The organism is Pseudomonas sp. LFS074, assembly GCF_047978165.1.
Lineage (GTDB): Bacteria > Pseudomonadota > Gammaproteobacteria > Pseudomonadales > Pseudomonadaceae > Aquipseudomonas > Aquipseudomonas putida_P.
The window spans coordinates 137766-164144 of the sequence record NZ_JBFPFV010000001.1 but is presented as its reverse complement, the minus strand read 5'-3'; the positions used below and the strand labels follow the sequence as shown (position 1 = coordinate 164144).

6 protein-coding genes are annotated in these 26379 nt (G+C 60.4%); all 6 read right to left on the bottom strand.

Going from position 1 to position 26379, the window contains the following annotated elements; translation table 11 throughout:
• Window positions 1-29: 29 nt before the first annotated feature.
• The gene (locus ACNQP3_RS00690) at window positions 30-893 is read right to left on the bottom strand and encodes an ABC transporter permease (protein WP_012269977.1); all 864 of its coding nucleotides are present in this window, start codon (window positions 891-893) and stop codon (window positions 30-32) included.
• Between the two features lie 14 nt (window positions 894-907).
• Window positions 908-1771, bottom strand: a complete 864-nt coding sequence (locus tag ACNQP3_RS00685) for an ABC transporter ATP-binding protein (protein ID WP_012269976.1) — start codon at window positions 1769-1771, stop codon at window positions 908-910.
• Between the two features lie 6 nt (window positions 1772-1777).
• Window positions 1778-2797: an ABC transporter substrate-binding protein gene (locus ACNQP3_RS00680; RefSeq protein WP_060493616.1), complete on the bottom strand. Its 1020-nt coding sequence runs from the start codon at window positions 2795-2797 to the stop codon at window positions 1778-1780.
• 18 nt (window positions 2798-2815) lie between these two features.
• Complete coding sequence (locus tag ACNQP3_RS00675; protein WP_264316696.1) at window positions 2816-3715, bottom strand: TauD/TfdA dioxygenase family protein; 900 nt, start codon at window positions 3713-3715, stop codon at window positions 2816-2818.
• A gap of 198 nt (window positions 3716-3913) precedes the next feature.
• A complete protein-coding gene (locus ACNQP3_RS00670; RefSeq protein WP_012269973.1) occupies window positions 3914-4255 on the bottom strand; it encodes a hypothetical protein in 342 nt (113 codons plus the stop codon).
• A 144-nt stretch (window positions 4256-4399) separates the two neighbouring features.
• Window positions 4400-26023: a retention module-containing protein gene (locus tag ACNQP3_RS00665; RefSeq protein WP_264316695.1), complete on the bottom strand. Its 21624-nt coding sequence runs from the start codon at window positions 26021-26023 to the stop codon at window positions 4400-4402.
• Window positions 26024-26379 lie beyond the last annotated feature (356 nt).

The following is a 26379-nucleotide window of genomic DNA, read 5'->3' as shown; positions in this document are numbered from 1 at the left end:
CCTGCGTACGGCCGCCATGACGATACCGTTTACCGCTGCATCCCCCAACGCCGCACGGTCAGCCGCTCCAGTGTATTGAACACCAACCCTTCCACCAGCAAACCAATCAGGATCACCACCGCCAACCCGGCAAACACCTTGTCGGTATATAGCTCATTGCGGTTCTGGAAGATGTACCAGCCCAGCCCGCCTTTGCCGCTGCTGGCACCAAACACCAACTCGGCAGCGATCAGCGTGCGCCAGGCGAACGCCCAGCCGATCTTCAACCCCGACAAGATCGACGGCAAGGCTGCCGGCACCAGGATGTGCAGCACTAGCCGCAACCCTTTGAGGCCATAGTTACGCCCAGCCATGCGCAGCGTTTCCGACACACCAAGGAAACCGGCATAGGTATTCAGCGCCAGCGCCCACAGCACCGAATGCACCAGCACGAAGATCAGGCTGTTATCACCCAGCCCAAACCACAGCAAGGCCAACGGCAACAGGGCAATGGCCGGCAATGGGTTGAACATCGAGGTTAACGTGCCCAGCAAGTCCCGCCCCAGTTGGGTCGAAACCGCCAGGCTGGTCAAGCCGAAAGCCAGGACGATACCCAGCACATAGCCCTTGAGCAGTATCACCAGCGAAACCCCGACCTTGGCGGGCAGCTCGCCACTCACAAGGCCGTCCCACAGGGCCGCGGCGGTTTGCAGGAAGCTCGGCAACAGCAGGTCATTATCCTGATAGCGAGCAACGGCCTCCCATAGCACAGCGATTACCAGCAGGATCAGCGCCTTGCGCAGCCAGCCTTGCTGCCACAGGCGTTGGGCCAAGGGGAGTTGGCGTTCCAGGGGTACACTGAGCAGGGGCTCCAGCTGCACCTCGTATTCCTGGCGTACAGGTGTAGTGGTCATGGCTGAAGCTCCTGTCAGTAGGCGATGCGGATATCGTTGAAACCAAGGTCGTCGGGCTGTTCCGGGACGTCTGCCTCATCGAACAGCAAGCGGTGGATACGCCTTGCACTGGCCTGGAAATCGCTGCCGCCCAGGCTGCCCAGATCATATTGATGGCTGTGCACTTCCGCCCTCACCCGCCCCGGGTGCGGCGACAGCAGCAGGATGCGGTTGCCCACTACCAGCGCTTCTTCGATGGAATGGGTAACGAACAACAGGGTGAAACGCACCTCTTCCCACAGCAGCAGCAGTTCTTCCTGCATCTTGCGCCGGGTCAGCGCATCCAGTGCAGCGAACGGCTCATCCATCAGCAGGATCTTCGGCTGGGTGGCCAACGCCCTGGCAATCGCCACACGTGCCTTCATACCACCCGACAGGGTGTGTGGATAAGCATCGGCAAAGGCGGCCAGACCAACCTTTTCCAGGTAATGCAGCGCCCGCTCTTCGGCTTCGGCGCGCTTGAGCTGGCCTGCCACCAGCAACGGGAACATGACGTTCTGCTTCACCGTTTTCCACGGCGGCAGTTGGTCGAACTCCTGAAACACCACGATGCGGTCTGGACCTGGGCCATGCACCGCTTGGCCCTGCAGCAGAATCTGCCCTTCCTGCGGTTGAATGAAACCGGCGACGGCTTTGAGCAAGGTGGACTTGCCGCAACCAGAAGGCCCGAGCAGCACGAAACGGTCGGCACGGTCGACTTCGAAGCTGACCTGGTGGGTGGCCCGCACCACGCGCTGCGCGGTGCGGTATTCGAGGCTGAGGTTATCCACCTTGAGCAAAGGTGGCGTGGCGACACGGCTCAGGTTGCTGGCCGTGTGGCCTGGCAAAGGGGCGGTCATGATCGGTCAGCTCCCCTGCAGCGGGCGTTCGTCCTGGAAGAAGTAGTCCTTCCACGATGCCGGCTTGTTCTTGATAGCGCCTACCCGATAGAGGAAGTCGGCCAGCTTGTAGGTGTTCTTTGGCGTGACGGTGAACTCGTACTGCGGGTTGTCGATCAGCTTGATCAGCGCGTCGCGGTCGATCTTGGCCTTGGTCACGCGGATGTAGGTATCGGCTGCGGCGGCTTTGTCCTTCTGAGCGAAGTCTGCGGCTTCGGCCAGGGCGTCGACAAAGGCCTTGTAGGTTTTGGGGTTGTCCTTGCGGAATTTCTCGGTAGCGAAAAGCAAGGTCGGCGAGTTGGGGCCAAGCAGGTCGTAGCTGTTGAGCACCACATGCACGTCCTTGTTGGCCAGCACCTGGTCCTGGAACGGTGGGTTGGAGAAGTGCCCGTTCAGCTCAGTGCCACCGGCCAGCAGCGCGGCAGTGGCATCCGGGTGCGGTACGGCCAGGGTGTATTTGTCGAGGCGGTTGTATTCCTTGTCGCCCCACTGCTGGGCGGCGGCGTACTGCAGGAAGCGCGACTGCACCGAAACACCTACCGCGGGCACGGCGATGCGGTCCTTGTCGGAGATGTCGGCGATGGTCTTCACGTTGGGGTTGCTGCTGACCAGGTAGTATGGAAAGTTACCCAGCGAAGCCACAGCCTTGACGTTCTGCCGCCCCTTGGTGCGGTCCCACACAGTAAGCAGCGGGCCGACGCCGGCACCGGCGATGTCCACCGAGCCGGACAGCAGTGCATCGTTGATGGCCGAACCACCCGACAACTGCGCCCAGTCGACATCGATGTCGATGCCCTGCTCCTTGCCGTGCTTCTCGATCAGGTGCTGGTCACGCACCACGTTGAGCAGCAGGTAAACGATGCCGAACTGCTCGGCAATGCGGATTTTGCCTTCGGCCTGGGCCGCAGCGGGGGCGGCCAGGCTGCCGATGACCAGGCTCGCGCCGAGGCCGATGCTTGCCGCCAGGCGGCTGATGGAATTGCGCATGATGGGGTTCCTCAGTCGTCAGAACGGGGCATCGCCCTGGATGGTGGTGCGGTACAGCTTGCGCCGCAGGTGTGCGGGGCAGCCGGTGGCCAGGTGGATCAGCGAGCGGTTGTCCCAGAAGACCAGGTCGTGGGGCTGCCACTGGTGGCGGTAGATGTTCTTCTCCAGCACGCTCAAGGCGTACAGCTGTTGCAGCACGTCGCGGCTTTCGTCGTCTGGCAGGCCGACGATGCGGGTGGTGAAGCCTTCGCTGACGAACAGGGCCTTGCGGTCGTTTTCCGGGTGGGTGCGGACCACCGGGTGGATGACTTCCTGTACCTGCGCCAATTGCTCGGCGGTCAGGGTCGGGCGCCAGTTGCCTTCGAATTTGGTCTCGGCGTAACGGGCGGTGTAGGAGTGAGCAGCGCTGCGGCCCTCAACCACTTTGCGCAAGGCGTCGGGTACGGCGTCCCAGGCTTTGTGCATGTCCGCGAACAGGGTGTCGCCGCCTTCGCTGGGCAGCTCCTGGGCATGCAGCATGGAGCCGAGGCTGGGCAGCGCTTTGTACGACAGGTCCGAGTGCCAGAACTTGCCGGCATCACCCAGACCAATGTTTTGACCGTTTTCGACGATGTTGGAAACGATCAGGATCTCGGGATGGCCTGTAAGCAGGAACTGCTTGAGCACATGGATCTGCAACTCACCGAAGCGGCGGCTGAACGTAATCTGCTGTTGCGGGCTGATGCGCTGGTCGCGGAACACCAGTACATGGTGGTCGAGGTGGGCGCGATGAATACGGGCGAAATCCTCGACGTTGACCGGTCTGGCCAGGTCCAGGCCGATGATCTCGGCGCCGACGGCACCGGAGAACGGGCGGATTTCGAAGCATTGCGGCTGGGCGCTGTCGATGGTCGACAAGGCGTTCGAGGCGGCTGACATTTTTCACTCCCACGCAGTGCGCGACTTCAACGGCGCGCAACGATCAGAAACGCACGGGGATTTCCCGTGTGGGTTCAAGTCGTGCGGCGCATCGATTGGTCGACGGGTACGCAGTGGAAGTGACTATAAAGTCATAAGAGCTATATTTTAAATACCTTTAAAGAATAACCATAGCACTGGGATTTGCTCGGTTCGCAATCAGATCAGCCCGCCCTGCTCTTCTTCATCGATGAGGTTGTTCAGGCTGCTGAGTGCCTTGCGCGCCGTGGAGCGGTTGAGCAGCTTGGCCTGGGCACCGGCGGGTAGGTCAGTGATCTTGAATACGCCTTTGGCAGTCAGCACATCGATCAGGTCCTCAAGCACGCGGATCATGTCCAGGTCGCTTTGCTTGAGCTGGTTGAGGCTGTTTTCCACGACGTCGTCGGCAAACCACTCCTGGATATCGGCATGGTCGGCAGGGAGCATTTCGGTGAACTGGTCAAAGGCGGCTGCTTCTACCCGCAGCAACTGGCCGGCAGCGTCGCGTTGCACGTAGAACATGGCGGTGTCCCTCGTCACGTTGGTTCCTTGTTGGTAGACAGCAGCATAGGCAAAGATCGCCGGGCACGCAGGCCCGGCGCCAGAGTATGCGCTGTTGGCGAAAGGCAGGAAAGAGCCGGGGCCGCTACGCGGCCCCGGGGTCCATCAGTTGTCCTTGTTGTGAATGATGATGGTCGGGTCAGCACCGCTGATCAACGAATTGATCGTGGTGTTGGACCAGTTCACCCCTTCCAGCTTGATGGTCACATCGGCATTTGCCAGGCCACCGGCGGCGTTGAGCTTGCCTTCGCTGCTGACCTGCAGCGTCGTCGTGCCGTCCACCGTAGTGAGCTTCAGGTAATTGTCGATGGTGCTGCCTTTCTCACCCTGCAGCAGATCGCTCAAGTCGATCTTGTCCTTGTCGCTCAGCTTGAAGTCCTTGATGACGTCGTTGCCGAAGTCGCCAGCCTTCCAAACGAAGGTGTCGGCACCGCTGCCACCGATCAGGATATCGTCGCCGTGGCCACCGATGAGGGTGTCATTGCCACTACCGCCCAGCAGGATGTCGTTACCTCTGCCACCATCGAGGGTGTCGTTACCACCTTGGCCGAAGAGGATATCGTTGCCGTTGCCGCCGGACAGAATGTCATTGCCGTCTTTGGCACCGGAGATATCGAACTCGGTGTAGTGCTCGGTGATGTACTGGTGGACATTGCTGGTGGTGACGGAGCTGACCTCGACACCGCTCTTCTGCGCAACGTAGGTCTGCAGGGCCTGGTAGCCCTCGCTGACAACGCCGTTGAGGGTGATCAAGTCACCGAAGATGATGTCGTTGCCGTTGCCACCGTCGATGGTGTCGGCACCTGGCACCGTTGCTTCGGAGTGGCCAAGAATCGCCTTCGCCAAGTCGGACGGATCGATGTTGGTCTGTGGCTTGCCAGCGCTGTCGTAAGGTTTCAGGTCGTTCAGCGTGACATCGCTGTTCAGGCCGATGGCCTGCACCTTACTCAAGCCGTTGGTGCCGCCCAGCACTGCGAAACTCGCAGTGGAACCCGCCGCCGAATCCACGTAGTTCCAGTAGTCGGCGTAGCCAGTACCACCCAGGCTGGAGAATTCATAGGTGCCATCCCCCTGTGCATGCAAGGTGCCAACCGTCTTGGTGGAGTCATACACCAACTCGCCTTTTTTCTCGGTGTAGGTCAGCACTTTGACTACGCCACTGCTACTGATCTCGACCTTGTGAGTGCTGTCGGCCCAGGCACTGAAGGTATCGCCCATCTTGTAGTTGTTGACGTTGACCACATCATCCAGGTTCTTGCCATTCTTCCACAGGCTAGGGTTGGTGGACTCCCCGCTCTGGTAATAGGTTGGCTTACCGTCGGTGATGAAGTAGGTCAGGTTCTCCGCACCTTTGTTGCTGGTGGCCATGGTGCTGTTGAAGAAGTTGGACGTGGTCTTGAACGCGTCTTCATAGTTGGTGCCGCCACCGTAGTAGCCACCCACCATCGAGTTCAATACCGCCTGCAGCTTGCTCAAGGCATCAGGGTCGGCAAGGTTGACCGCCACGTTCTTGTTCACCTGGGTATCGAAGTCCACCAGGAAGATGTTCACGGTACCGGAGGTGTCGGAACCCAGGCTGGCCTTGAGCGAATTGAACACCGAGGCCAACTGCGTCTTCGCATCGGCAATCGACTTGTCACTCATACTGCCCGAGCTGTCGACCATGAAGGCAATGTTGTAGTTCTTGCCCTGCACCACGTTCAGGCCCGACACGTCGGCGACGATGATGTCGTTGCCTTCGCTGCCGATCATGGTGTCATTGCCCGTGGTACCCACGCTGGCCTTGTAGGTCGCAGCGTATACCGTCACCGGGATGTTGCCGGTGGTGATGGCTGACCCGCCCAGGCTTTCGGTGGCCGTCGAGGTGACAGTGATGTCGAACGAGCCTTTGTAGTAGGCCGGCGGCGTGAGGGTCAACCCGCTGAGTTTCCAGCCAGTCACATCGACCGGGGTGCTGCCTACTGTGACGGTATGGCCTGCACCGTCACTCAGCACGGTACCTTTCGGAATACCGCTGAGGGTCACGTTCAGGGTTTCGGAGCCATCGGTATCGGTCAGGGCGGTGGTAATGCCGACCAGTTTCACCGAGCCACCTTCCGGCCCTTCGTTGAGTTTGTAGCCGTCGTAGTAGCTCTGACCATTGACGGTATGCAGGTCGGACACGCCCAGGCCAGCGTTGGCCATCTCGGTCACGTTCTGGTACATCTTGACGTTCGAGCTGCTCAGGTCGGTGACAGCACCCGAGCCTACCTGGATGTTCAGGTCATAGCTGCCTGGACCAGACTGGTTGGCATGGTAGACCTCGATCGGGTAGTAGCCGCTGGTGTTCGGAGTGAAGGTGCCCGAAACCTGGCCACCCGCGCCCCAGGTGGCCGTGACCACAGTCTTGCCACCGATGGTGACCACGAAGCTGTCGTCAGCCGTACCGCTGAAGGTGTAGGTCTTGCCGGCTTCCAGGTAGATCAGGCCCGACGTTTTCGAGCCGGTGCCAGCGGTGACGCTGCCATCGGACTGCACATTGGTGGTGGTGCTACTGGAGTTGGCATTGCCAGAGTTGGCAAATACTGCCTTCAGGTCCTCGCCGGTTATGCCATTGCCGCCCGTACCCAGGCCTTTGAGGCTGGTCCAGACTTCCTTGGTCAGGCCTTTGGAGTCGATATCCGCACTGCCGAAGCTCAGGGTCGGTTTATCGGCAACCGGGCTGATGTCGACCTTCATGGTCACTTCGCTGCCCAGGTTGGTGCCATCGTTCGGCTTGAACTTGAACTGCGCGTAGTCAGCCTGTTGGTTACCTACACCATTACCACCGTAGTTGTCCGCACCCGACTGGTTGAGGGCCGGGACGAACTTGAGGTTATTGGCAGTAATGTCAGCCTGGCTGATCACCTGGTTGACGGCCACATTCACCCACGCAGTACCGTTGAAGAACTGCAGGCTGCCAGCGGCCGGGAGTGAGGTAATGGTCACGAACAGGCCAGTGTTGCCATCGGCATCAGTGACTTTGAAATCGCTCCAGGCGAACACGTAGTCGGTGTCCTCCACGCCAAATACCGCACCGCCAGGCGAAACAGGCAGGTGGTCGTTGTCGAGGATAGTGGTCGTCACGCTCGACTTGCTGCTATCGACCTGCAGGTTCTCGAAGTTGCCACCGGTGGCAGTTTCGATTTTCACCACGAAGTTCTCGGTACCTTCGACCAGCTTGTCGTCGATGGTAGCGATGTTGAACGTCGTACCGGTGCTGTTGGCCGGGATCTTCACGGTGGTGACACCGCTGAAGTCCTCACCGTTTTTGGCGGTGCCGCTGTAGCTGAGGGTGATGGTGACTTCGGCCTTGGACGCGTTGCTCAGGGTCAGCGTGTACTGGCCGGTTTCGCCTTCGGTCAGCGAAGAGGTGCCAGTGATGCCAACTGTGGTGACGTCGCCCTGGTTGCCGGTACCCGGAGTACCCGAACCTGGCTCGTCGGTGACGCTGGTCGTGACCGAAGTCTTGTCCAGGGTCAGCTTCTCGAACTTGTCCACATCCGTCCCACTGACCGTAGCAATCGACTTGATCACAGGGTCGTTGGCACCGACGTAGACGTTGTCCGGGGCAATCACGGTGGCAGTGCCCACGGTACCGTTGGCCGGCACGGTGATGGTGGTCTTGCCATCGCTCAGCGTGAAAGTCAGCGCCGAGTGGTTGTTGATCGGCAGGCCGTCTTTATTGGTCAGCGTCACGGTGTAGGTGATCACGCCGCCTTCGGTGACCGATGGGGTCGCGGTCAGTTTCGCGATCACTTCGTCGGTGGTGTCGGTGACACTGACCTTCGCCGCGTCGCCCAGTTGCAGGTTCTCGAACGGACGGTTGCCGATGTCGGCGGCCGACTTGATGCCCAGGCTGATTTCACCGGCATCTTTGTAGACGTCGTCGCCCTGCGCCGCGTGCTCGTACTTGACGCTGGTGTCGCCGGCTTTGATGGTGACCTGAGCGTTGTTGCTCAGGGTCACGACCAAGTCGTTGGCCAGCGCTTGGTTGATGTGCACGGTGAACGTCGGTTTGACGTTCTCGGCCACCGAGGCTTGGTCGGCGGTGATGGTGACCTTGACCAGGTCGCCCTGGTTGTTGTCGCCAGGCACACCCGAGCCAGGCTCGTCGGTTACCGAGGTGCTGACCGAGCTCTTGTCCAGGGTCAGCTTCTCGAACTTGTCCACATCAACGCCGCTGACCGTGGCGATCGCTTTGACGATCGCTGGGTTGGTGCCGACGTAGACGTTGTCCGGGGCGGTGACCGTGGCGGTGCCAGAAGTACCGTTGGCTGGGATGGTGATGGTGGTTTTGCCATCGTCCAGGGTAAAGGTCAGCGCTGCGTGCTTGTCGATCGGCAGGCCGTCTTTGTTGGTCAGCGTCACGGTGTAGGTGATCACGCCGCCTTCGGTGACCGATGGAGTCGCGGTCAGTTTCGCGATCACTTCGTCGGTGGTGTCGGTGACATCCACTTTCGCCGCGCCGCCCAACTCCAGGTTCTCGAAGGTGCGGCCGTCGACGTCCACAGCCGACTTGATGCCGAGGCTGATTTCGCCGCTGTCCAGGTAGACGTCATCACCTTGCGCTGCGTGCTCGTACTTGACACTGGTGTCGCCCGCTTTGATGGTGACCGTGGCGTTGTTGCTCAGGGTCACGACCAGGTCGTGGTCCAGTGGCTGGTTGACGTGCACGGTGAACGTCGGTTTGACGTTCTCGGCGACCGAGGCTTGGTCGGCGGTGATGGTGACCTTGACCAGGTCGCCCTCGTTGGTGCCGCCTGGGTTGCCTGGGGTACCTGGCTCGTCGGTAACGGTGGTTTTGACCTCGGTTTTATCCAGGGTCAGTTTCTCGAACTTGTCGACATCCACGCCTTCAACAGTCGCGATCGATTTGATCACAGGGTCGTTGGTACCGGTGTAGACGTTGTCCGGCGCGATGACCGTGACCGAACCGGTGGTGCCGTTGGCCGGCACGGTGATGACGGTCTTGCCGTCGCTCAGCGTGAAGGTCAGCGCGCCGTGGTTGTTGATCAACAGACCGTCTTTGTTGGTCAGCGTGATGGTGTAGGTGATCTCGCCGCCTTCGGTGACCGAAGGCGTAGCGGTCAACTTGGCCACGACCTCGTCAGTGGTGTCGGTGACATCTACCTTCGCAGCGCCGCCCAACTCCAGGTTCTCGAAGGTGCGACCGTCGATATCCACAGCCGACTTGATGCCGAGGCTGATTTCGCCGCTGTCCAGGTAGACGTCATCGCCTTGCGCTGCGTGCTCGTACTTGACGCTGGTGTCGCCCGCTTTGATGGTGACCGTGGCGTTGTTGCTCAGGGTCACGACCAGGTCGTGGTCCAGTGGCTGATTGACGTGCACGGTGAACGTCGGTTTGACGTTCTCGGCGACCGAGGTTTGGTCGGCGGTGATAGTGACTTTGACCAAGTCGCCTTCGTTGGTGCCGCCTGGGTTGCCTGGGGTACCTGGCTCGTCGGTAACGGTGGTTTTGACCTCGGTTTTATCCAGGGTCAGCTTCTCGAACTTGTCGACATCCACGCCTTCAACGGTCGCGATCGATTTGATCACAGGGTCGTTGGTGCCGGTGTAGACGTTGTCCGGCGCGATGACCGTGACCGAACCGGTGGTGCCGTTGGCCGGCACGGTGATGACAGTCTTGCCGTCGCTCAGCGTGAAGGTCAGCGCGCCGTGGTTGTTGATCAGCAGGCCATCTTTGTTGGTCAGCGTGATGGTGTAGGTGATCTCGCCGCCTTCGGTGACCGAAGGCGTAGCGGTCAACTTGGCCACGACTTCGTCAGTGGTGTCGGTGACATCTACCTTCGCAGCGCCGCCCAACTCCAGGTTCTCGAAGGTGCGACCGTCGATATCCACCGCCGACTTGATGCCGAGGCTGATTTCGCCGCTGTCCAGATAAACGTCATCGCCCTGCGCCGCGTGTTCGTACTTGACGCTGGTGTCGCCGGCTTTGATGGTGACCTGAGCATTGTTGCTCAGGGTCACGACCAGGTCGTGATCCAACGGCTGGTTGACGTGCACGGTGAACGTCGGTTTGACGTTCTCGGCGACCGAGGCTTGGTCGGCGGTGATGGTGACCTTGACCAGGTCGCCCTCGTTGGTGCCGCCTGGGTTGCCTGGGGTACCTGGCTCGTCGGTAACGGTGGTTTTGACCTCGGTTTTATCCAGGGTCAGTTTCTCGAACTTGTCGACATCCACGCCTTCAACAGTCGCGATCGATTTGATCACAGGGTCGTTGGTGCCGGTGTAGACGTTGTCCGGCGCGATGACCGTGACCGAACCGGTGGTGCCGTTGGCCGGCACGGTGATGACGGTCTTGCCGTCGCTCAGCGTGAAGGTCAGCGCGCCGTGGTTGTTGATCAGCAGGCCATCTTTGTTGGTCAGCGTGATGGTGTAGGTGATCTCGCCGCCTTCGGTGACCGATGGAGTCGCGGTCAGTTTCGCGATCACTTCGTCGGTGGTGTCGGTGACATCCACTTTCGCCGCGCCGCCCAGCTCCAGGTTCTCGAAGGTACGGCCATCGACGTCCACCGCCGACTTGATGCCGAGGCTGATTTCGCCGCTGTCCAGGTAGACGTCATCGCCTTGCGCCGCGTGTTCGTACTTGACGCTGGTGTCGCCGGCTTTGATGGTGACCTGAGCATTGTTGCTCAGGGTCACGACCAGGTCGTGGTCCAGTGGCTGGTTGACGTGCACGGTGAAGGTCGGTTTGACGTTCTCGGCGACCGAGGCTTGGTCGGCGGTGATGGTGACCTTGACCAGGTCGCCTTCGTTGGTGCCGCCTGGGTTGCCTGGGGTACCTGGCTCGTCGGTAACGGTGGTCTTGACCTCGGTTTTATCCAGGGTCAGTTTCTCGAACTTGTCGACATCCACGCCTTCAACGGTCGCGATCGATTTGATCACAGGGTCGTTGGTGCCGGTGTAGACGTTGTCCGGCGCGATGACCGTGACCGAACCGGTGGTGCCGTTGGCCGGCACGGTGATGACAGTCTTGCCGTCGCTCAGCGTGAAGGTCAGCGCGCCGTGGTTATTGATCAGCAGGCCATCTTTGTTGGTCAGCGTGATGGTGTAGGTGATCTCGCCGCCTTCGGTGACCGAAGGCGTAGCGGTCAACTTGGCCACGACTTCGTCAGTGGTGTCGGTGACATCTACCTTCGCAGCGCCGCCCAACTCCAGGTTCTCGAAGGTGCGACCGTCGATATCCACAGCCGACTTGATGCCGAGGCTGATTTCGCCGCTGTCCAGATAAACGTCATCGCCCTGCGCCGCGTGCTCGTACTTGACGCTGGTGTCGCCGGCTTTGATGGTGACCGTGGCGTTGTTGCTCAGGGTCACGACCAGGTCGTGGTCCAGTGGCTGGTTGACGTGCACGGTGAACGTCGGTTTGACGTTTTCGGCCACCGAGGTTTGGTCGGCGGTGATGGTGACCTTGACCAGGTCGCCTTCGTTGGTGCCGCCTGGGTTGCCTGGGGTACCTGGCTCGTCGGTAACGGTGGTTTTGACCTCGGTTTTATCCAGGGTCAACTTCTCGAACTTGTCGACATCCACGCCTTCAACAGTTGCGATCGACTTGACGATCGGGTCGTTGGCACCAACGTAGACGTTGTCCGGTGCAGCCACGGTGACCGAACCGGTGGTGCCGTTGGCCGGCACGGTGATGACGGTTTTGCCGTCGCTCAGCGTGAAGGTCAGGGCGCCGTGGTTGTTGATCAGCAGGCCATCTTTGTTGGTCAGCGTGATGGTGTAGGTGATCTCGCCGCCTTCGGTGACCGAAGGCGTAGCGGTCAACTTGGCCACGACTTCGTCAGTGGTGTCGGTGACATCTACCTTCGCAGCGCCGCCCAACTCCAGGTTCTCGAAGGTGCGACCGTCGATATCCACAGCCGACTTGATGCCGAGGCTGATTTCGCCGCTGTCCAGATAAACGTCATCGCCCTGCGCCGCGTGCTCGTACTTGACGCTGGTGTCGCCGGCTTTGATGGTGACCGTGGCGTTGTTGCTCAGGGTCACGACCAGGTCGTGGTCCAGTGGCTGGTTGACGTGCACGGTGAACGTCGGTTTGACGTTTTCGGCCACCGAGGTTTGGTCGGCGGTGATGGTGACCTTGACCAGGTCGCCTTCGTTGGTGCCGCCTGGGTTGCCTGGGGTACCTGGCTCGTCGGTAACGGTGGTTTTGACCTCGGTTTTATCCAGGGTCAACTTCTCGAACTTGTCGACATCCACGCCTTCAACAGTTGCGATCGACTTGACGATCGGGTCGTTGGCACCAACGTAGACGTTGTCCGGTGCAGCCACGGTGACCGAACCGGTGGTGCCGTTGGCCGGCACGGTGATGACGGTTTTGCCGTCGCTCAGCGTGAAGGTCAGGGCGCCGTGGTTGTTGATCAGCAGGCCATCTTTGTTGGTCAGCGTGATGGTGTAGGTGATCTCGCCGCCTTCGGTGACCGAAGGCGTAGCGGTCAACTTGGCCACGACTTCGTCAGTGGTGTCGGTGACATCTACCTTCGCAGCGCCGCCCAACTCCAGGTTCTCGAAGGTGCGACCGTCGATATCCACAGCCGACTTGATGCCGAGGCTGATTTCGCCGCTGTCCAGATAAACGTCATCGCCCTGCGCCGCGTGCTCGTACTTGACGCTGGTGTCGCCGGCTTTGATGGTGACCGTGGCGTTGTTGCTCAGGGTCACGACCAGGTCGTGGTCCAGTGGCTGGTTGACGTGCACGGTGAACGTCGGTTTGACGTTTTCGGCCACCGAGGTTTGGTCGGCGGTGATGGTGACCTTGACCAGGTCGCCTTCGTTGCCCGGAGTACCTGGCTCGTCAGTGACAGTGGTCTTGACCTCGGTTTTATCCAGGGTCAGTTTCTCGAACTTGTCGACATCCGCGCCTTCAACGGTTGCGATCGACTTGACGATCGGGTCGTTGGCACCAACGTAGACGTTGTCCGGTGCAGCCACGGTGACCGAACCGGTGGTGCCGTTGGCCGGCACGGTGATGACGGTTTTGCCGTCGCTCAGCGTGAAGGTCAGGGCGCCGTGGTTGTTGATCAGCAGGCCATCTTTGTTGGTCAGCGTGATGGTGTAGGTGATCTCGCCGCCTTCGGTCACGGACTCGGTGGCCGTCAGTTTCGCGATCACTTCGTCGGTGGTGTCGGTGACATCGACTTTCGCCGCGCCGCCCAACTCCAGGTTCTCGAAGGTGCGACCGTCGACGTCCACAGCCGACTTGATGCCGAGGCTGATTTCGCCGCTGTCCAGATAAACGTCATCGCCCTGCGCCGCGTGCTCGTACTTGACGCTGGTGTCGCCGGCTTTGATGGTGACCGTGGCGTTGTTGCTCAGGGTCACGACCAGGTCGTGATCCAGTGGCTGGTTGACGTGCACGGTGAAGGTCGGTTTGACGTTCTCGGCGACCGAAGTTTGGTCGGCGGTGATGGTGACCTTGACCAGGTCGCCTTCGTTGCCCGGAGTACCTGGCTCGTCGGTAACAGTGGTCTTGACCTCGGTTTTATCCAGGGTCAGCTTCTCGAACTTATCGACATCCGCGCCTTCAACGGTCGCGATCGATTTGATCACAGGGTCGTTGGTGCCGGTGTAGACGTTGTCCGGCGCGATGACCGTAACCGAACCGGTAGTACCGTTGGCCGGCACGGTGATGACAGTCTTGCCGTCGCTCAGCGTGAAGGTCAGCGCGCCGTGGTTGTTGATCAGCAGGCCATCTTTGTTGGTCAGCGTGATGGTGTAGGTGATCTCGCCGCCTTCGGTGACCGAAGGCGTAGCGGTCAACTTGGCCACGACTTCGTCAGTGGTGTCGGTGACATCTACCTTCGCAGCGCCGCCCAACTCCAGGTTCTCGAAGGTGCGACCGTCGATATCCACCGCCGACTTGATGCCGAGGCTGATTTCGCCGCTGTCCAGATAAACGTCATCGCCCTGCGCCGCGTGTTCGTACTTGACGCTGGTGTCGCCGGCTTTGATGGTGACCTGAGCATTGTTGCTCAGGGTCACGACCAGGTCGTGATCCAACGGCTGGTTGACGTGCACGGTGAACGTCGGTTTGACGTTCTCGGCGACCGAGGCTTGGTCGGCGGTGATGGTGACCTTGACCAGGTCGCCCTCGTTGGTGCCGCCTGGGTTGCCTGGGGTACCTGGCTCGTCGGTAACGGTGGTTTTGACCTCGGTTTTATCCAGGGTCAGTTTCTCGAACTTGTCGACATCCACGCCTTCAACAGTCGCGATCGATTTGATCACAGGGTCGTTGGTGCCGGTGTAGACGTTGTCCGGCGCGATGACCGTGACCGAACCGGTGGTGCCGTTGGCCGGCACGGTGATGACGGTCTTGCCGTCGCTCAGCGTGAAGGTCAGCGCGCCGTGGTTGTTGATCAGCAGGCCATCTTTGTTGGTCAGCGTGATGGTGTAGGTGATCTCGCCGCCTTCGGTGACCGATGGAGTCGCGGTCAGTTTCGCGATCACTTCGTCGGTGGTGTCGGTGACATCCACTTTCGCCGCGCCGCCCAGCTCCAGGTTCTCGAAGGTACGGCCATCGACGTCCACCGCCGACTTGATGCCGAGGCTGATTTCGCCGCTGTCCAGGTAGACGTCATCGCCTTGCGCCGCGTGTTCGTACTTGACGCTGGTGTCGCCGGCTTTGATGGTGACCTGAGCATTGTTGCTCAGGGTCACGACCAGGTCGTGGTCCAGTGGCTGGTTGACGTGCACGGTGAAGGTCGGTTTGACGTTCTCGGCGACCGAGGCTTGGTCGGCGGTGATGGTGACCTTGACCAGGTCGCCTTCGTTGGTGCCGCCTGGGTTGCCTGGGGTACCTGGCTCGTCGGTAACGGTGGTCTTGACCTCGGTTTTATCCAGGGTCAGTTTCTCGAACTTGTCGACATCCACGCCTTCAACGGTCGCGATCGATTTGATCACAGGGTCGTTGGTGCCGGTGTAGACGTTGTCCGGCGCGATGACCGTGACCGAACCGGTGGTGCCGTTGGCCGGCACGGTGATGACAGTCTTGCCGTCGCTCAGCGTGAAGGTCAGCGCGCCGTGGTTATTGATCAGCAGGCCATCTTTGTTGGTCAGCGTGATGGTGTAGGTGATCTCGCCGCCTTCGGTGACCGAAGGCGTAGCGGTCAACTTGGCCACGACTTCGTCAGTGGTGTCGGTGACATCTACCTTCGCAGCGCCGCCCAACTCCAGGTTCTCGAAGGTGCGACCGTCGATATCCACAGCCGACTTGATGCCGAGGCTGATTTCGCCGCTGTCCAGATAAACGTCATCGCCCTGCGCCGCGTGCTCGTACTTGACGCTGGTGTCGCCGGCTTTGATGGTGACCGTGGCGTTGTTGCTCAGGGTCACGACCAGGTCGTGGTCCAGTGGCTGGTTGACGTGCACGGTGAACGTCGGTTTGACGTTTTCGGCCACCGAGGTTTGGTCGGCGGTGATGGTGACCTTGACCAGGTCGCCTTCGTTGGTGCCGCCTGGGTTGCCTGGGGTACCTGGCTCGTCGGTAACGGTGGTTTTGACCTCGGTTTTATCCAGGGTCAACTTCTCGAACTTGTCGACATCCACGCCTTCAACAGTTGCGATCGACTTGACGATCGGGTCGTTGGCACCAACGTAGACGTTGTCCGGTGCAGCCACGGTGACCGAACCGGTGGTGCCGTTGGCCGGCACGGTGATGACGGTTTTGCCGTCGCTCAGCGTGAAGGTCAGGGCGCCGTGGTTGTTGATCAGCAGGCCATCTTTGTTGGTCAGCGTGATGGTGTAGGTGATCTCGCCGCCTTCGGTGACCGAAGGCGTAGCGGTCAACTTGGCCACGACTTCGTCAGTGGTGTCGGTGACATCTACCTTCGCAGCGCCGCCCAACTCCAGGTTCTCGAAGGTGCGACCGTCGATATCCACAGCCGACTTGATGCCGAGGCTGATTTCGCCGCTGTCCAGATAAACGTCATCGCCCTGCGCCGCGTGCTCGTACTTGACGCTGGTGTCGCCGGCTTTGATGGTGACCGTGGCGTTGTTGCTCAGGGTCACGACCAGGTCGTGGTCCAGTGGCTGGTTGACGTGCACGGTGAACGTCGGTTTGACGTTTTCGGCCACCGAGGTTTGGTCGGCGGTGATGGTGACCTTGACCAGGTCGCCTTCGTTGCCCGGAGTACCTGGCTCGTCAGTGACAGTGGTCTTGACCTCGGTTTTATCCAGGGTCAGTTTCTCGAACTTGTCGACATCCGCGCCTTCAACGGTTGCGATCGACTTGACGATCGGGTCGTTGGCACCAACGTAGACGTTGTCCGGTGCAGCCACGGTGACCGAACCGGTGGTGCCGTTGGCCGGCACGGTGATGACGGTTTTGCCGTCGCTCAGCGTGAAGGTCAGGGCGCCGTGGTTGTTGATCAGCAGGCCATCTTTGTTGGTCAGGGTGATGGTGTAGGTAATCTCGCCGCCTTCGGTGACCGAAGGCGTAGCGGTCAACTTGGCCACGACTTCGTCGGTGGTGTCGGTAACGTCGACTTTCGCCGCGCCGCCCAGCTCCAGGTTCTCGAAGGTGCGACCGTCGATATCCACAGCCGACTTGATGCCGAGGCTGATTTCGCCGCTGTCCAGATAAACGTCATCGCCCTGCGCTGCGTGCTCGTACTTGACGCTGGTGTCGCCGGCTTTGATGGTGACCGTGGCGTTGTTGCTCAGGGTCACGACCAGGTCGTGATCCAGCGGCTGGTTGACGTGCACGGTGAACGTCGGTTTGACGTTCTCGGCCACCGAAGTTTGGTCGGCGGTGATAGTGACTTTGACCAAGTCGCCTTCGTTGGTGCCGCCCGGGGTACCTGGATTGCCCGGAGTGCCAGGTTCGTCGGTAATAGTGGTCTTGACCTCGGTTTTATCCAGGGTCAACTTCTCGAACTTGTCGACATCCGCGCCTTCAACGGTTGCGATCGACTTGACGATCGGGTCGTTGGCACCAACGTAGACGTTGTCCGGGGCGGTGACCGTGGCGGTGCCAGAAGTACCGTTGGCTGGGATGGTGATGGTGGTTTTGCCATCGTCCAGGGTAAAGGTCAGCGCTGCGTGCTTGTCGATCGGCAGGCCGTCTTTGTTGGTCAGCGTCACGGTGTAGGTGATCACGCCGCCTTCGGTGACCGATGGAGTCGCGGTCAGTTTCGCGATCACTTCGTCGGTGGTGTCGGTGACATCCACTTTCGCCGCGCCGCCCAGCTCCAGGTTCTCGAAGGTGCGGCCGTCGACGTCCACCGCCGACTTGATGCCGAGGCTGATTTCGCCGCTGTCCAGGTAGACGTCATCACCTTGCGCCGCGTGCTCGTACTTGACGCTGGTGTCGCCGGCTTTGATGGTGACCGTAGCATTGTTGCTCAGGGTCACGACCAGGTCGTGGTCCAACGGCTGGTTGACGTGCACGGTGAAGGTCGGTTTGACGTTCTCGGCGACCGAGGCTTGGTCGGCGGTGATGGTGACCTTGACCAGGTCGCCTTCGTTGGTGCCGCCTGGGTTGCCTGGGGTACCTGGCTCGTCGGTAACGGTGGTTTTGACCTCGGTTTTATCCAGGGTCAACTTCTCGAACTTGTCGACATCCGCGCCTTCAACGGTTGCGATCGACTTGACGATCGGGTCGTTGGCACCAACGTAGACGTTGTCCGGTGCAGCCACGGTGACCGAACCGGTGGTGCCATTGGCCGGTACGGTGATGACGGTCTTGCCGTCGCTCAGCGTGAAGGTCAGCGCGCCGTGGTTGTTGATCAGCAGACCGTCTTTGTTGGTCAGGGTGATGGTGTAGGTGATCTCGCCGCCTTCGGTCACGGACTCGGTGGCCGTCAGTTTCGCGATCACTTCGTCGGTGGTGTCGGTGACGTCGACTTTCGCAGCGCCGCCCAACTCCAGGTTCTCGAAGGTGCGACCGTCGATATCCACAGCCGACTTGATGCCGAGGCTGATTTCGCCGCTGTCCAGATAAACGTCATCGCCCTGCGCCGCGTGCTCGTACTTGACGCTGGTGTCGCCGGCTTTGATGGTGACCTGAGCATTGTTGCTCAGGGTCACGACCAGGTCGTGGTCCAGCGGCTGGTTGACGTGCACGGTGAAGGTCGGTTTGACGTTCTCGGCCACCGAGGCTTGGTCGGCGGTGATAGTGACTTTGACCAAGTCGCCTTCGTTGCCCGGAGTGCCTGGCTCGTCGGTTACCTGGGTGCTGACCTCGGTCTTGTCCAAGTTCAGGTTTTCGAACTTCCACGCATCTGCACCGCTGACCGCGTCAATGGCATTGACCACTGGCGGGTTAGCGCCGACATAGACGTTATCCGGCGCGATTACAGTGGCGGAACCTGTGGTGCTGTTGGCTGCGACGACGACAGTCGTACCATCGGTCAGCTTGAAGTACAGCTCCGAGTGGTTGTTGATCGGCAGGCCGTCTTTGTTGGTCAGCGTGATGGTGTAAGTGATCTCGCCGCCTTCGGTGACCGAAGGCGTTGCGGTCAGCTTGGCTACCACTTCGTCGATGGTGTCGGTCACTTTGACCGAAGCATCACCACCCAACTGCAGGTTCTCGAAGGTAGCGCCCGTGGCGTCCACCGCCGACTTGATGCCCAGGCTGATTTCGCCAGCGTCTTGGTAGACGTCGTCACCTTGTGCAGCGTGCTCGTACGGCGCACTGGTCTCCCCAGCCTTGATGGTGACCGTGGCATTGTTGCTCAGGGTCACGACCAGGTCGTGATCCAGCGGCTGATTGACGTGTACGGTGAAGGTCGGCTTCACGTTCTCGGCGACCGATACCTGGTCAGCCGTAATGGTGACCTTAACGATATCGCCTTCGTTGCCTGGCGTACCTGGCTCATCAGTGACCTGGGTGCTGACCGGAGTCTTGTCCAGGTTCAGGTTTTCGAACTTCCACGCATCTGCACCGCTGACCGCATCGATGGCGTTGACCACTGGCGGGTTAGCGCCGACATAGACGTTATCCGGCGCGATTGCAGTGGCGGAACCGGTGGTGCTGTTGGCTGCGACGACGACAGTCGTACCATCGGTCAGCTTGAAGTACAGCTCCGAGTGGTTGTTGATCGGCAGGCCGTCTTTGTTGGTCAGGGTGATGGTGTAAGTGATCTCGCCGCCTTCGGTGACCGAAGGCGTGGCGGTCAGTTTGGCTACCACTTCGTCGATGGTGTCGGTCACTTTGACCGAAGCATCACCACCCAACTGCAGGTTCTCGAAGGTAGCGCCCGTGGCGTCCACCGCCGACTTGATGCCCAGGCTGATTTCGCCAGCGTCTTGGTAGACGTCGTCACCTTGTGCAGCGTGCTCGTACGGCGCACTGGTTTCGCCCGCCTTGATGGTGACCTGGGCATTGTTGCTCAGGGTCACGACCAGGTCGTGATCCAGCGGCTGATTGACGTGCACGGTGAAGGTCGGCTTCACGTTCTCGGCGACCGATACCTGGTCAGCCGTAATGGTGACCTTAACGATATCGCCTTCGTTGCCTGGCGTACCTGGCTCATCAGTGACCTGGGTGCTGACCGGAGTCTTGTCCAGGTTCAGGTTTTCGAACTTCCACGCATCTGCACCGCTGACCGCATCGATGGCGTTGACCACTGGCTGGTTAGCGCCGACATAGACGTTATCCGGCGCGATTGCAGTGGCGGAACCGGTGGTGCTGTTGGCTGCGACAACGACCGTGGTGCCATCGGTCAGCTTGAAGTACAGCTCCGAGTGGTTGTTGATCGGCAGGCCGTCTTTGTTGGTCAGGGTGATGGTGTAAGTGATCTCGCCGCCTTCGGTGACCGAAGGCGTGGCGGTCAGTTTGGCCACGACTTCGTCGAGGGTGTCGGTCACCTGAACCGAAGCATCGCCGCCCAGTTGCAGGTTTTCGAAGGTACGGCCATCGACATCCACGGCCGACTTGATGCCGAGGGTGATTTCGCCGCTGTCCAGATAGACGTCATCGCCCTGTGCCGCGTGCTCGTAAGGCGCGCTGGTCTCGCCAGCCTTGATGGTGACCTGGGCATTGTTGCTCAGGGTCACGACCAGGTCGTGCGCCAGGGCGGTGTTGATGTGAACGGTGAAGGTCGGCTTGACGTTCTCGGCCACCGAAGCCTGATCGGCTGTAATAGTGACCTTGACCAAATCGCCTTCGTTGCCCGGAGTACCCGGTTCGTCGGTGACGGTGGTGCTGACCTGGGTTTTATCCAGGGTCAGTTGCTCGAACTTGTCGACGTCTGCGCCTTCAACGGTGGCGATGGACTTCACGACGGGGTCATTAGCACCGACATAGACGTTGTCAGGCGCGGTGACGGTGACCGAAGCCGTGGTGCCGTTGGCCGGGATGGTGATGACGGTAGTGCCGTCGCTCAACGTGAAGGTCAGGGCGCCGTGGTTGTTGATCGGCAGACCGTCTTTGTTGGTCAGGGTGATGGTGTAGGTGATCTCACCGCCTTCGGTGACCGAAGGCGTAGCGGTCAGCTTGGCCACGACTTCGTCGGTGGTGTCGGTCACCTGAACCGAAGCATCGCCGCCCAGTTGCAGGTTTTCGAAGGTACGGCCATCGACATCCACCGCCGACTTGATACCCAGGCTGATCTCGCCCGAGTCTTTGTAGACGTCGTCGCCCTGTGCATCGTGGGTGTACGGCGCGCTGGTTTCGCCCGCCTTGATGGTGACCTGAGCATTGTTGCTCAGGGTCACGACCAGGTCGTGCGCCAGGGCGGTGTTGATGTGAACGGTGAAGGTCGGTTTGACGTTCTCGGCCACCGAGGTTTGGTCGGCGGTGATAGTGACTTTGACCAAGTCGCCTTCGTTGCCCGGAGTGCCTGGCTCGTCGGTTACCTGGGTGCTGACCTCGGTCTTGTCCAAGTTCAGGTTTTCGAACTTCCACGCATCTGCACCGCTGACTGCGTCAATGGCATTGACCACTGGCGGGTTAGCGCCGACATAGACGTTATCCGGCGCGATTACAGTGGCGGAACCTGTGGTGCTGTTGGCTGCGACGACGACAGTCGTACCATCGGTCAGCTTGAAGTACAGCTCCGAGTGGTTGTTGATCGGCAGACCGTCTTTGTTGGTCAGCGTGATGGTGTAGGTGATCTCGCCGCCTTCGGTGACCGAAGGCGTTGCGGTCAGCTTGGCTACCACTTCGTCGATGGTGTCGGTCACTTTGACCGAAGCATCACCACCCAACTGCAGGTTCTCGAAGGTAGCGCCCGTGGCGTCCACCGCCGACTTGATGCCCAGGCTGATTTCGCCAGCGTCTTGGTAGACGTCGTCACCTTGTGCCGCGTGCTCGTACGGCGCGCTGGTCTCGCCCGCCTTGATGGTGACCTGGGCATTGTTGCTCAGGGTCACGACCAGGTCGTGATCCAGCGGCTGATTGACGTGCACGGTGAAGGTCGGCTTCACGTTCTCGGCGACCGATACCTGGTCAGCCGTAATGGTGACCTTAACGATATCGCCTTCGTTGCCTGGCGTACCTGGCTCGTCAGTGACCTGGGTGCTGACCGGAGTCTTGTCCAGGTTCAGGTTTTCGAACTTCCACGCATCTGCACCGCTGACCGCATCGATGGCGTTGACCACTGGCTGGTTAGCACCGACATAGACGTTATCCGGCGCGATTACGGTGGCGGAACCGGTGGTGCTGTTGGCTGCGACGACGACCGTGGTGCCATCGGTCAGCTTGAAGTACAGCTCCGAGTGGTTGTTGATCGGCAGACCGTCTTTGTTGGTCAGGGTGATGGTGTAAGTGATCTCGCCACCTTCGGTCACCGAAGGCGTGGCGGTCAGTTTGGCCACGACTTCGTCGAGGGTGTCGGTCACTTGAACCGAAGCATCACCGCCCAATTGCAGGTTTTCGAAGGTACGGCCGTCGATATCCACAGCCGACTTGATGCCGAGGCTGATTTCACCGCTGTCCAGGTAGACGTCATCGCCCTGTGCCGCGTGTTCGTAAGGCGCGCTGGTCTCGCCAGCCTTGATGGTGACCTGGGCATTGTTGCTCAGGGTCACGACCAGGTCGTGGTCCAGTGGCTGATTGATGTGCACGGTGAAGGTCGGTTTGACGTTTTCAGCCACCGAAGCTTGATCGGCCGTGATGGTGACCTTGACCAGATCACCTTCGTTGCTGCCGCCTGGGTTGCCTGGAGTACCAGGCTCGTCAGTGACGGTAGTGCTGACCGGGGTCTTGTCCAGGGTCAGCTGTTCGAACTTGCCGACGTCGGCGCCGACAACGGTCGCGATCGACTGCACCACTGGGGGGTTGCTGCCGACGTAGACGTTGTCCGGGGCAGTCACGGTGATCGAACCGGTGGTGCTGTTGGCCGGCACGGTGATGACGGTCTTGCCGTCGCTCAACGTGAACGTCAGGGCGCCGTGGTTGTTGATCGGCAAGCCGTCTTTGTTGGTCAGCGTGATGGTGTAAGTGATCTCGCCGCCCTCGGTCACCGAAGGCGTGGCGGTCAGCTTGGCCACAACCTCACTGATGGTGTCCGAAATTTCAACAGTGGCCGGGCCACCCAAGGCCAGCTTCTCGAAGGTGGCACCCGGAACTGTAGCGTCGGTAACGCTGAGGGTGATGGAGCCGGCGTCGTGATAGACGTCATCGCCCTGAGCCGGAGTCTTGTACTCGACTTCGGTCTTGCCAGCTTCGATCGTCACTGTGTCGCCGTTCGACAGGGTTACGGTCAACGGACGGTCCAGCGCCTGGCTTACTTTCACCGTAAAGGAAGGTTGCTGGTCTTCGGTCACATTGCCATTGCTGACGATGCTTACGGTAACAGTGTCGATGCTGTCATTGATGACAGTCGAGGCTGGGGTCGGGTTCGGCGTCAACTGCTCGAAGTTACCGCCCGTGGCGTTCTCGATGGTGACACTGACAGTCGAACCGTTGTTGTAGACGTCGTTCGCCGGGGTCTGGAAGTCGACACTGCCCTGGGTCTTGCCTGCTTCAACGGTGATGGTCTGGCCGTTGGACAGGGTCACGGTTACCGGAGTCTGGGCAGGGTTGCTCAGGGTCACGGTGTAGGTGATCACGCCGCCTTCGGTCACGCTAGGCGACGCAGTCAGGGTCGCGGTAGTGGTGTCGACCGAATCGTTGATCGTGGTCTGAGCCGGGGTCGGATTCGGGGTCAGCTGCTCGAAGTTACCGCCCGTGGCGTTCTCGATGGTGACGCTGACGGTCGAGCCGTTGTTGTAGACGTCGTTGGCCGGGGTCTGGAAGTCGACACTGCCCTGGGTCTTGCCCGCTTCAACGGTGATGGTCTGGCCGTTGGACAGGGTCACGGTTACCGGAGTCTGGGCAGGGTTGCTCAGGGTCACGGTGTAGGTGATCACGCCACCTTCGGTCACCGACGGGTTCGCAGTCAGGGTCGCGGTAGTGGTGTCGACCGAATCGTTGATCGTGGTCTGAGCCGGGGTCGGATTCGGGGTCAGCTGCTCGAAGTTACCGCCCGTGGCGTTCTCGATGGTGACACTGACGGTCGAGCCGTTGTTGTAGACGTCGTTCGCCGGGGTCTGGAAGTCGACACTGCCCTGGGTCTTGCCCGCTTCAACGGTGATGGTCTGGCCGTTGGACAGGGTCACGGTTACCGGAGTCTGGGCAGGGTTGCTCAGGGTCACGGTGTAGGTGATCACGCCACCTTCGGTCACCGACGGGTTCGCCGTCAGGGTCGCGGTAGTGGTGTCGACCGAATCGTTGATCGTGGTCTGAGCCGGGGTCGGATTCGGGGTCAGCTGCTCGAAGTTACCGCCCGTGGCGGTCTCGATGGTGACGCTGACGGTCGAGCCGTTGTTGTAGACGTCGTTCGCCGGGGTCTGGAAGTCGACGCTGCCCTGGGTCTTGCCTGCTTCAACGGTGATGGTCTGGCCGTTGGACAGGGTCACGGTTACCGGAGTCTGAGCAGGGTTACTCAGGGTCACGGTGTAGGTGATCACGCCACCTTCGGTCACCGACGGGTTCGCCGTCAGGGTCGCGGTAGTGGTGTCGACCGAATCGTTGATCGTGGTCTGAGCCGGGGTCGGATTCGGGGTCAGCTGCTCGAAGTTGCCGCCCGTGGCGGTCTCGATGGTGACGCTGACGGTCGAGCCGTTGTTGTAGACGTCGTTGGCCGGGGTCTGGAAGTCGACACTGCCCTGGGTCTTGCCTGCTTCAACGGTGATGGTCTGGCCGTTGGACAGGGTCACGGTTACCGGAGTCTGGGCAGGGTTGCTCAGGGTCACGGTGTAGGTGATCACGCCACCTTCGGTCACCGACGGGTTCGCCGTCAGGGTCGCGGTAGTGGTGTCGACCGAATCGTTGATCGTGGTCTGAGCCGGGGTCGGATTCGGGGTCAGCTGCTCGAAGTTACCGCCCGTGGCGTTCTCGATGGTGACGCTGACGGTCGAGCCGTTGTTGTAGACGTCGTTCGCCGGGGTCTGGAAGTCGACACTGCCCTGGGTCTTGCCCGCTTCAACGGTGATGGTTTGGCCGTTGGACAGGGTCACGGTTACCGGAGTCTGGGCAGGGTTGCTCAGGGTCACGGTGTAGGTGATCACGCCGCCTTCGGTCACCGACGGGTTCGCCGTCAGGGTCGCGGTAGTGGTGTCGACCGAATCGTTGATCGTGGTCTGAGCCGGGGTCGGATTCGGGGTCAGCTGCTCGAAGTTACCGCCCGTGGCGTTCTCGATGGTGACACTGACGGTCGAGCCGTTGTTGTAGACGTCGTTCGCCGGGGTCTGGAAGTCGACGCTGCCCTGGGTCTTGCCTGCTTCAACGGTGATGGTCTGGCCGTTGGACAGGGTCACGGTTACCGGAGTCTGGGCAGGGTTGCTCAGGGTCACGGTATAGGTGATCACGCCACCTTCGGTCACGCTAGGCGACGCAGTCAGGGTAGCCGTGGTGGTGTCGATGGTATCCGTCACCTGGGTAACCGCAGGCGTTTGCGGCAATGTTACCGTCAGCCCGCCACCACCGGTGCTACCTGTCACGGTCGCCGAAATCTGGCCACCGTCGATATATGGGGTGTCATTTGCCGGGACCACGACATTGACGCTACCGCTGGTCTGCCCGGCCGGAATGACGATCACAGCACCATTGGACAGGGTAACGACCAGGTTGGTGGTCGGTGCCTGGCCAACCGTGGCGGTATAAACGATTACGCCACCCGCCTCGCTGATCGAAGGGGTAGCGCCAAGAATCAGGTCCGTAGCAACGTTGGTGTCCGTCGTCGGTGGGATCACCAGGTTGTTGCCGTTGGTGTCCAGCAGGCCCACTTCCTCGCTATCGAGCGCAGCGGCAAAGCCCAAGCCGTCAGTCGGGAAGCCAACCGTCGGGTCGACCCGGCCCGCCGTTTCTTCGAGCATCACGAAGCTATGACCACCGCCCAGCGCACCACCACCGCCCGCTGCCGACGGGCCAGCTGCGGTAGCTTCAAGCTCTGTAGTCGGGTCGACACCCGCAGCAATCGCCTGCTGCAGCTCTTCCACCGACGGCGCAGCCTGGGCAGTCGCCTGGCTCAGATCGGTGCTGCTGTCAGGTGCTTCAGCGCTCCATTGGCTATCGCGACCCAGATCGAGCAGACGGCCATCAGCCAGTTCCAGAGTAACCGCGCCACCAGGACCAGTGAGCACTTCTTCACCGGTCAATAGACGGTCACCCTCGATGAGTACACGCCGGATGCCCTCTGGGGATACCGCAATAACCTGGCCGACAATACTTTTGACGATGGCTACAACGCTGCTCATTGGACTCTCCGTGTGACCCGATGGGGTACTTCCCTGCCAGAGCGGCGCTTGCTAGCCACTTCAGGCGGAACTATGTAGATGATCTCTTGACGTTTTTTGACGTCAATATTCCGTCTATAACTATTTGGAATTGCTTAACTGCCAAACTATTGACCTTATACATGCCATCCTAAACAATCGGCAATGTAATGTCACATTGATATTTGTACCTTAGCCAAGCGTTTCTCAAGGACAAATGTCGTACATCATCTAAAGCCTGTTTATCCCTCGATCCAGGTACTTATTTACACACCTGGGCCGCCATGGATGATGCGGCGAGGCCATCGTTCATCGGGCGCGGTCAGTGTTATTGGCGT

Bases quoted from the DNA above. Each gene is read 5' to 3' on its own strand.
- ACNQP3_RS00670 (WP_012269973.1), bottom strand. From the start codon at position 4,255: ATGTTCTACGTGCAACGCGACGCTGCCGGCCAGTTGCTGCGGGTAGAA.
- ACNQP3_RS00680 (WP_060493616.1), bottom strand. From the start codon at position 2,797: ATGCGCAATTCCATCAGCCGCCTGGCGGCAAGCATCGGCCTCGGCGCG.
- ACNQP3_RS00675 (WP_264316696.1), bottom strand. From the start codon at position 3,715: ATGTCAGCCGCCTCGAACGCCTTGTCGACCATCGACAGCGCCCAGCCG.
- ACNQP3_RS00665 (WP_264316695.1), bottom strand. From the start codon at position 26,023: ATGAGCAGCGTTGTAGCCATCGTCAAAAGTATTGTCGGCCAGGTTATT.
- ACNQP3_RS00685 (WP_012269976.1), bottom strand. From the start codon at position 1,771: ATGACCGCCCCTTTGCCAGGCCACACGGCCAGCAACCTGAGCCGTGTC.
- ACNQP3_RS00690 (WP_012269977.1), bottom strand. From the start codon at position 893: ATGACCACTACACCTGTACGCCAGGAATACGAGGTGCAGCTGGAGCCC.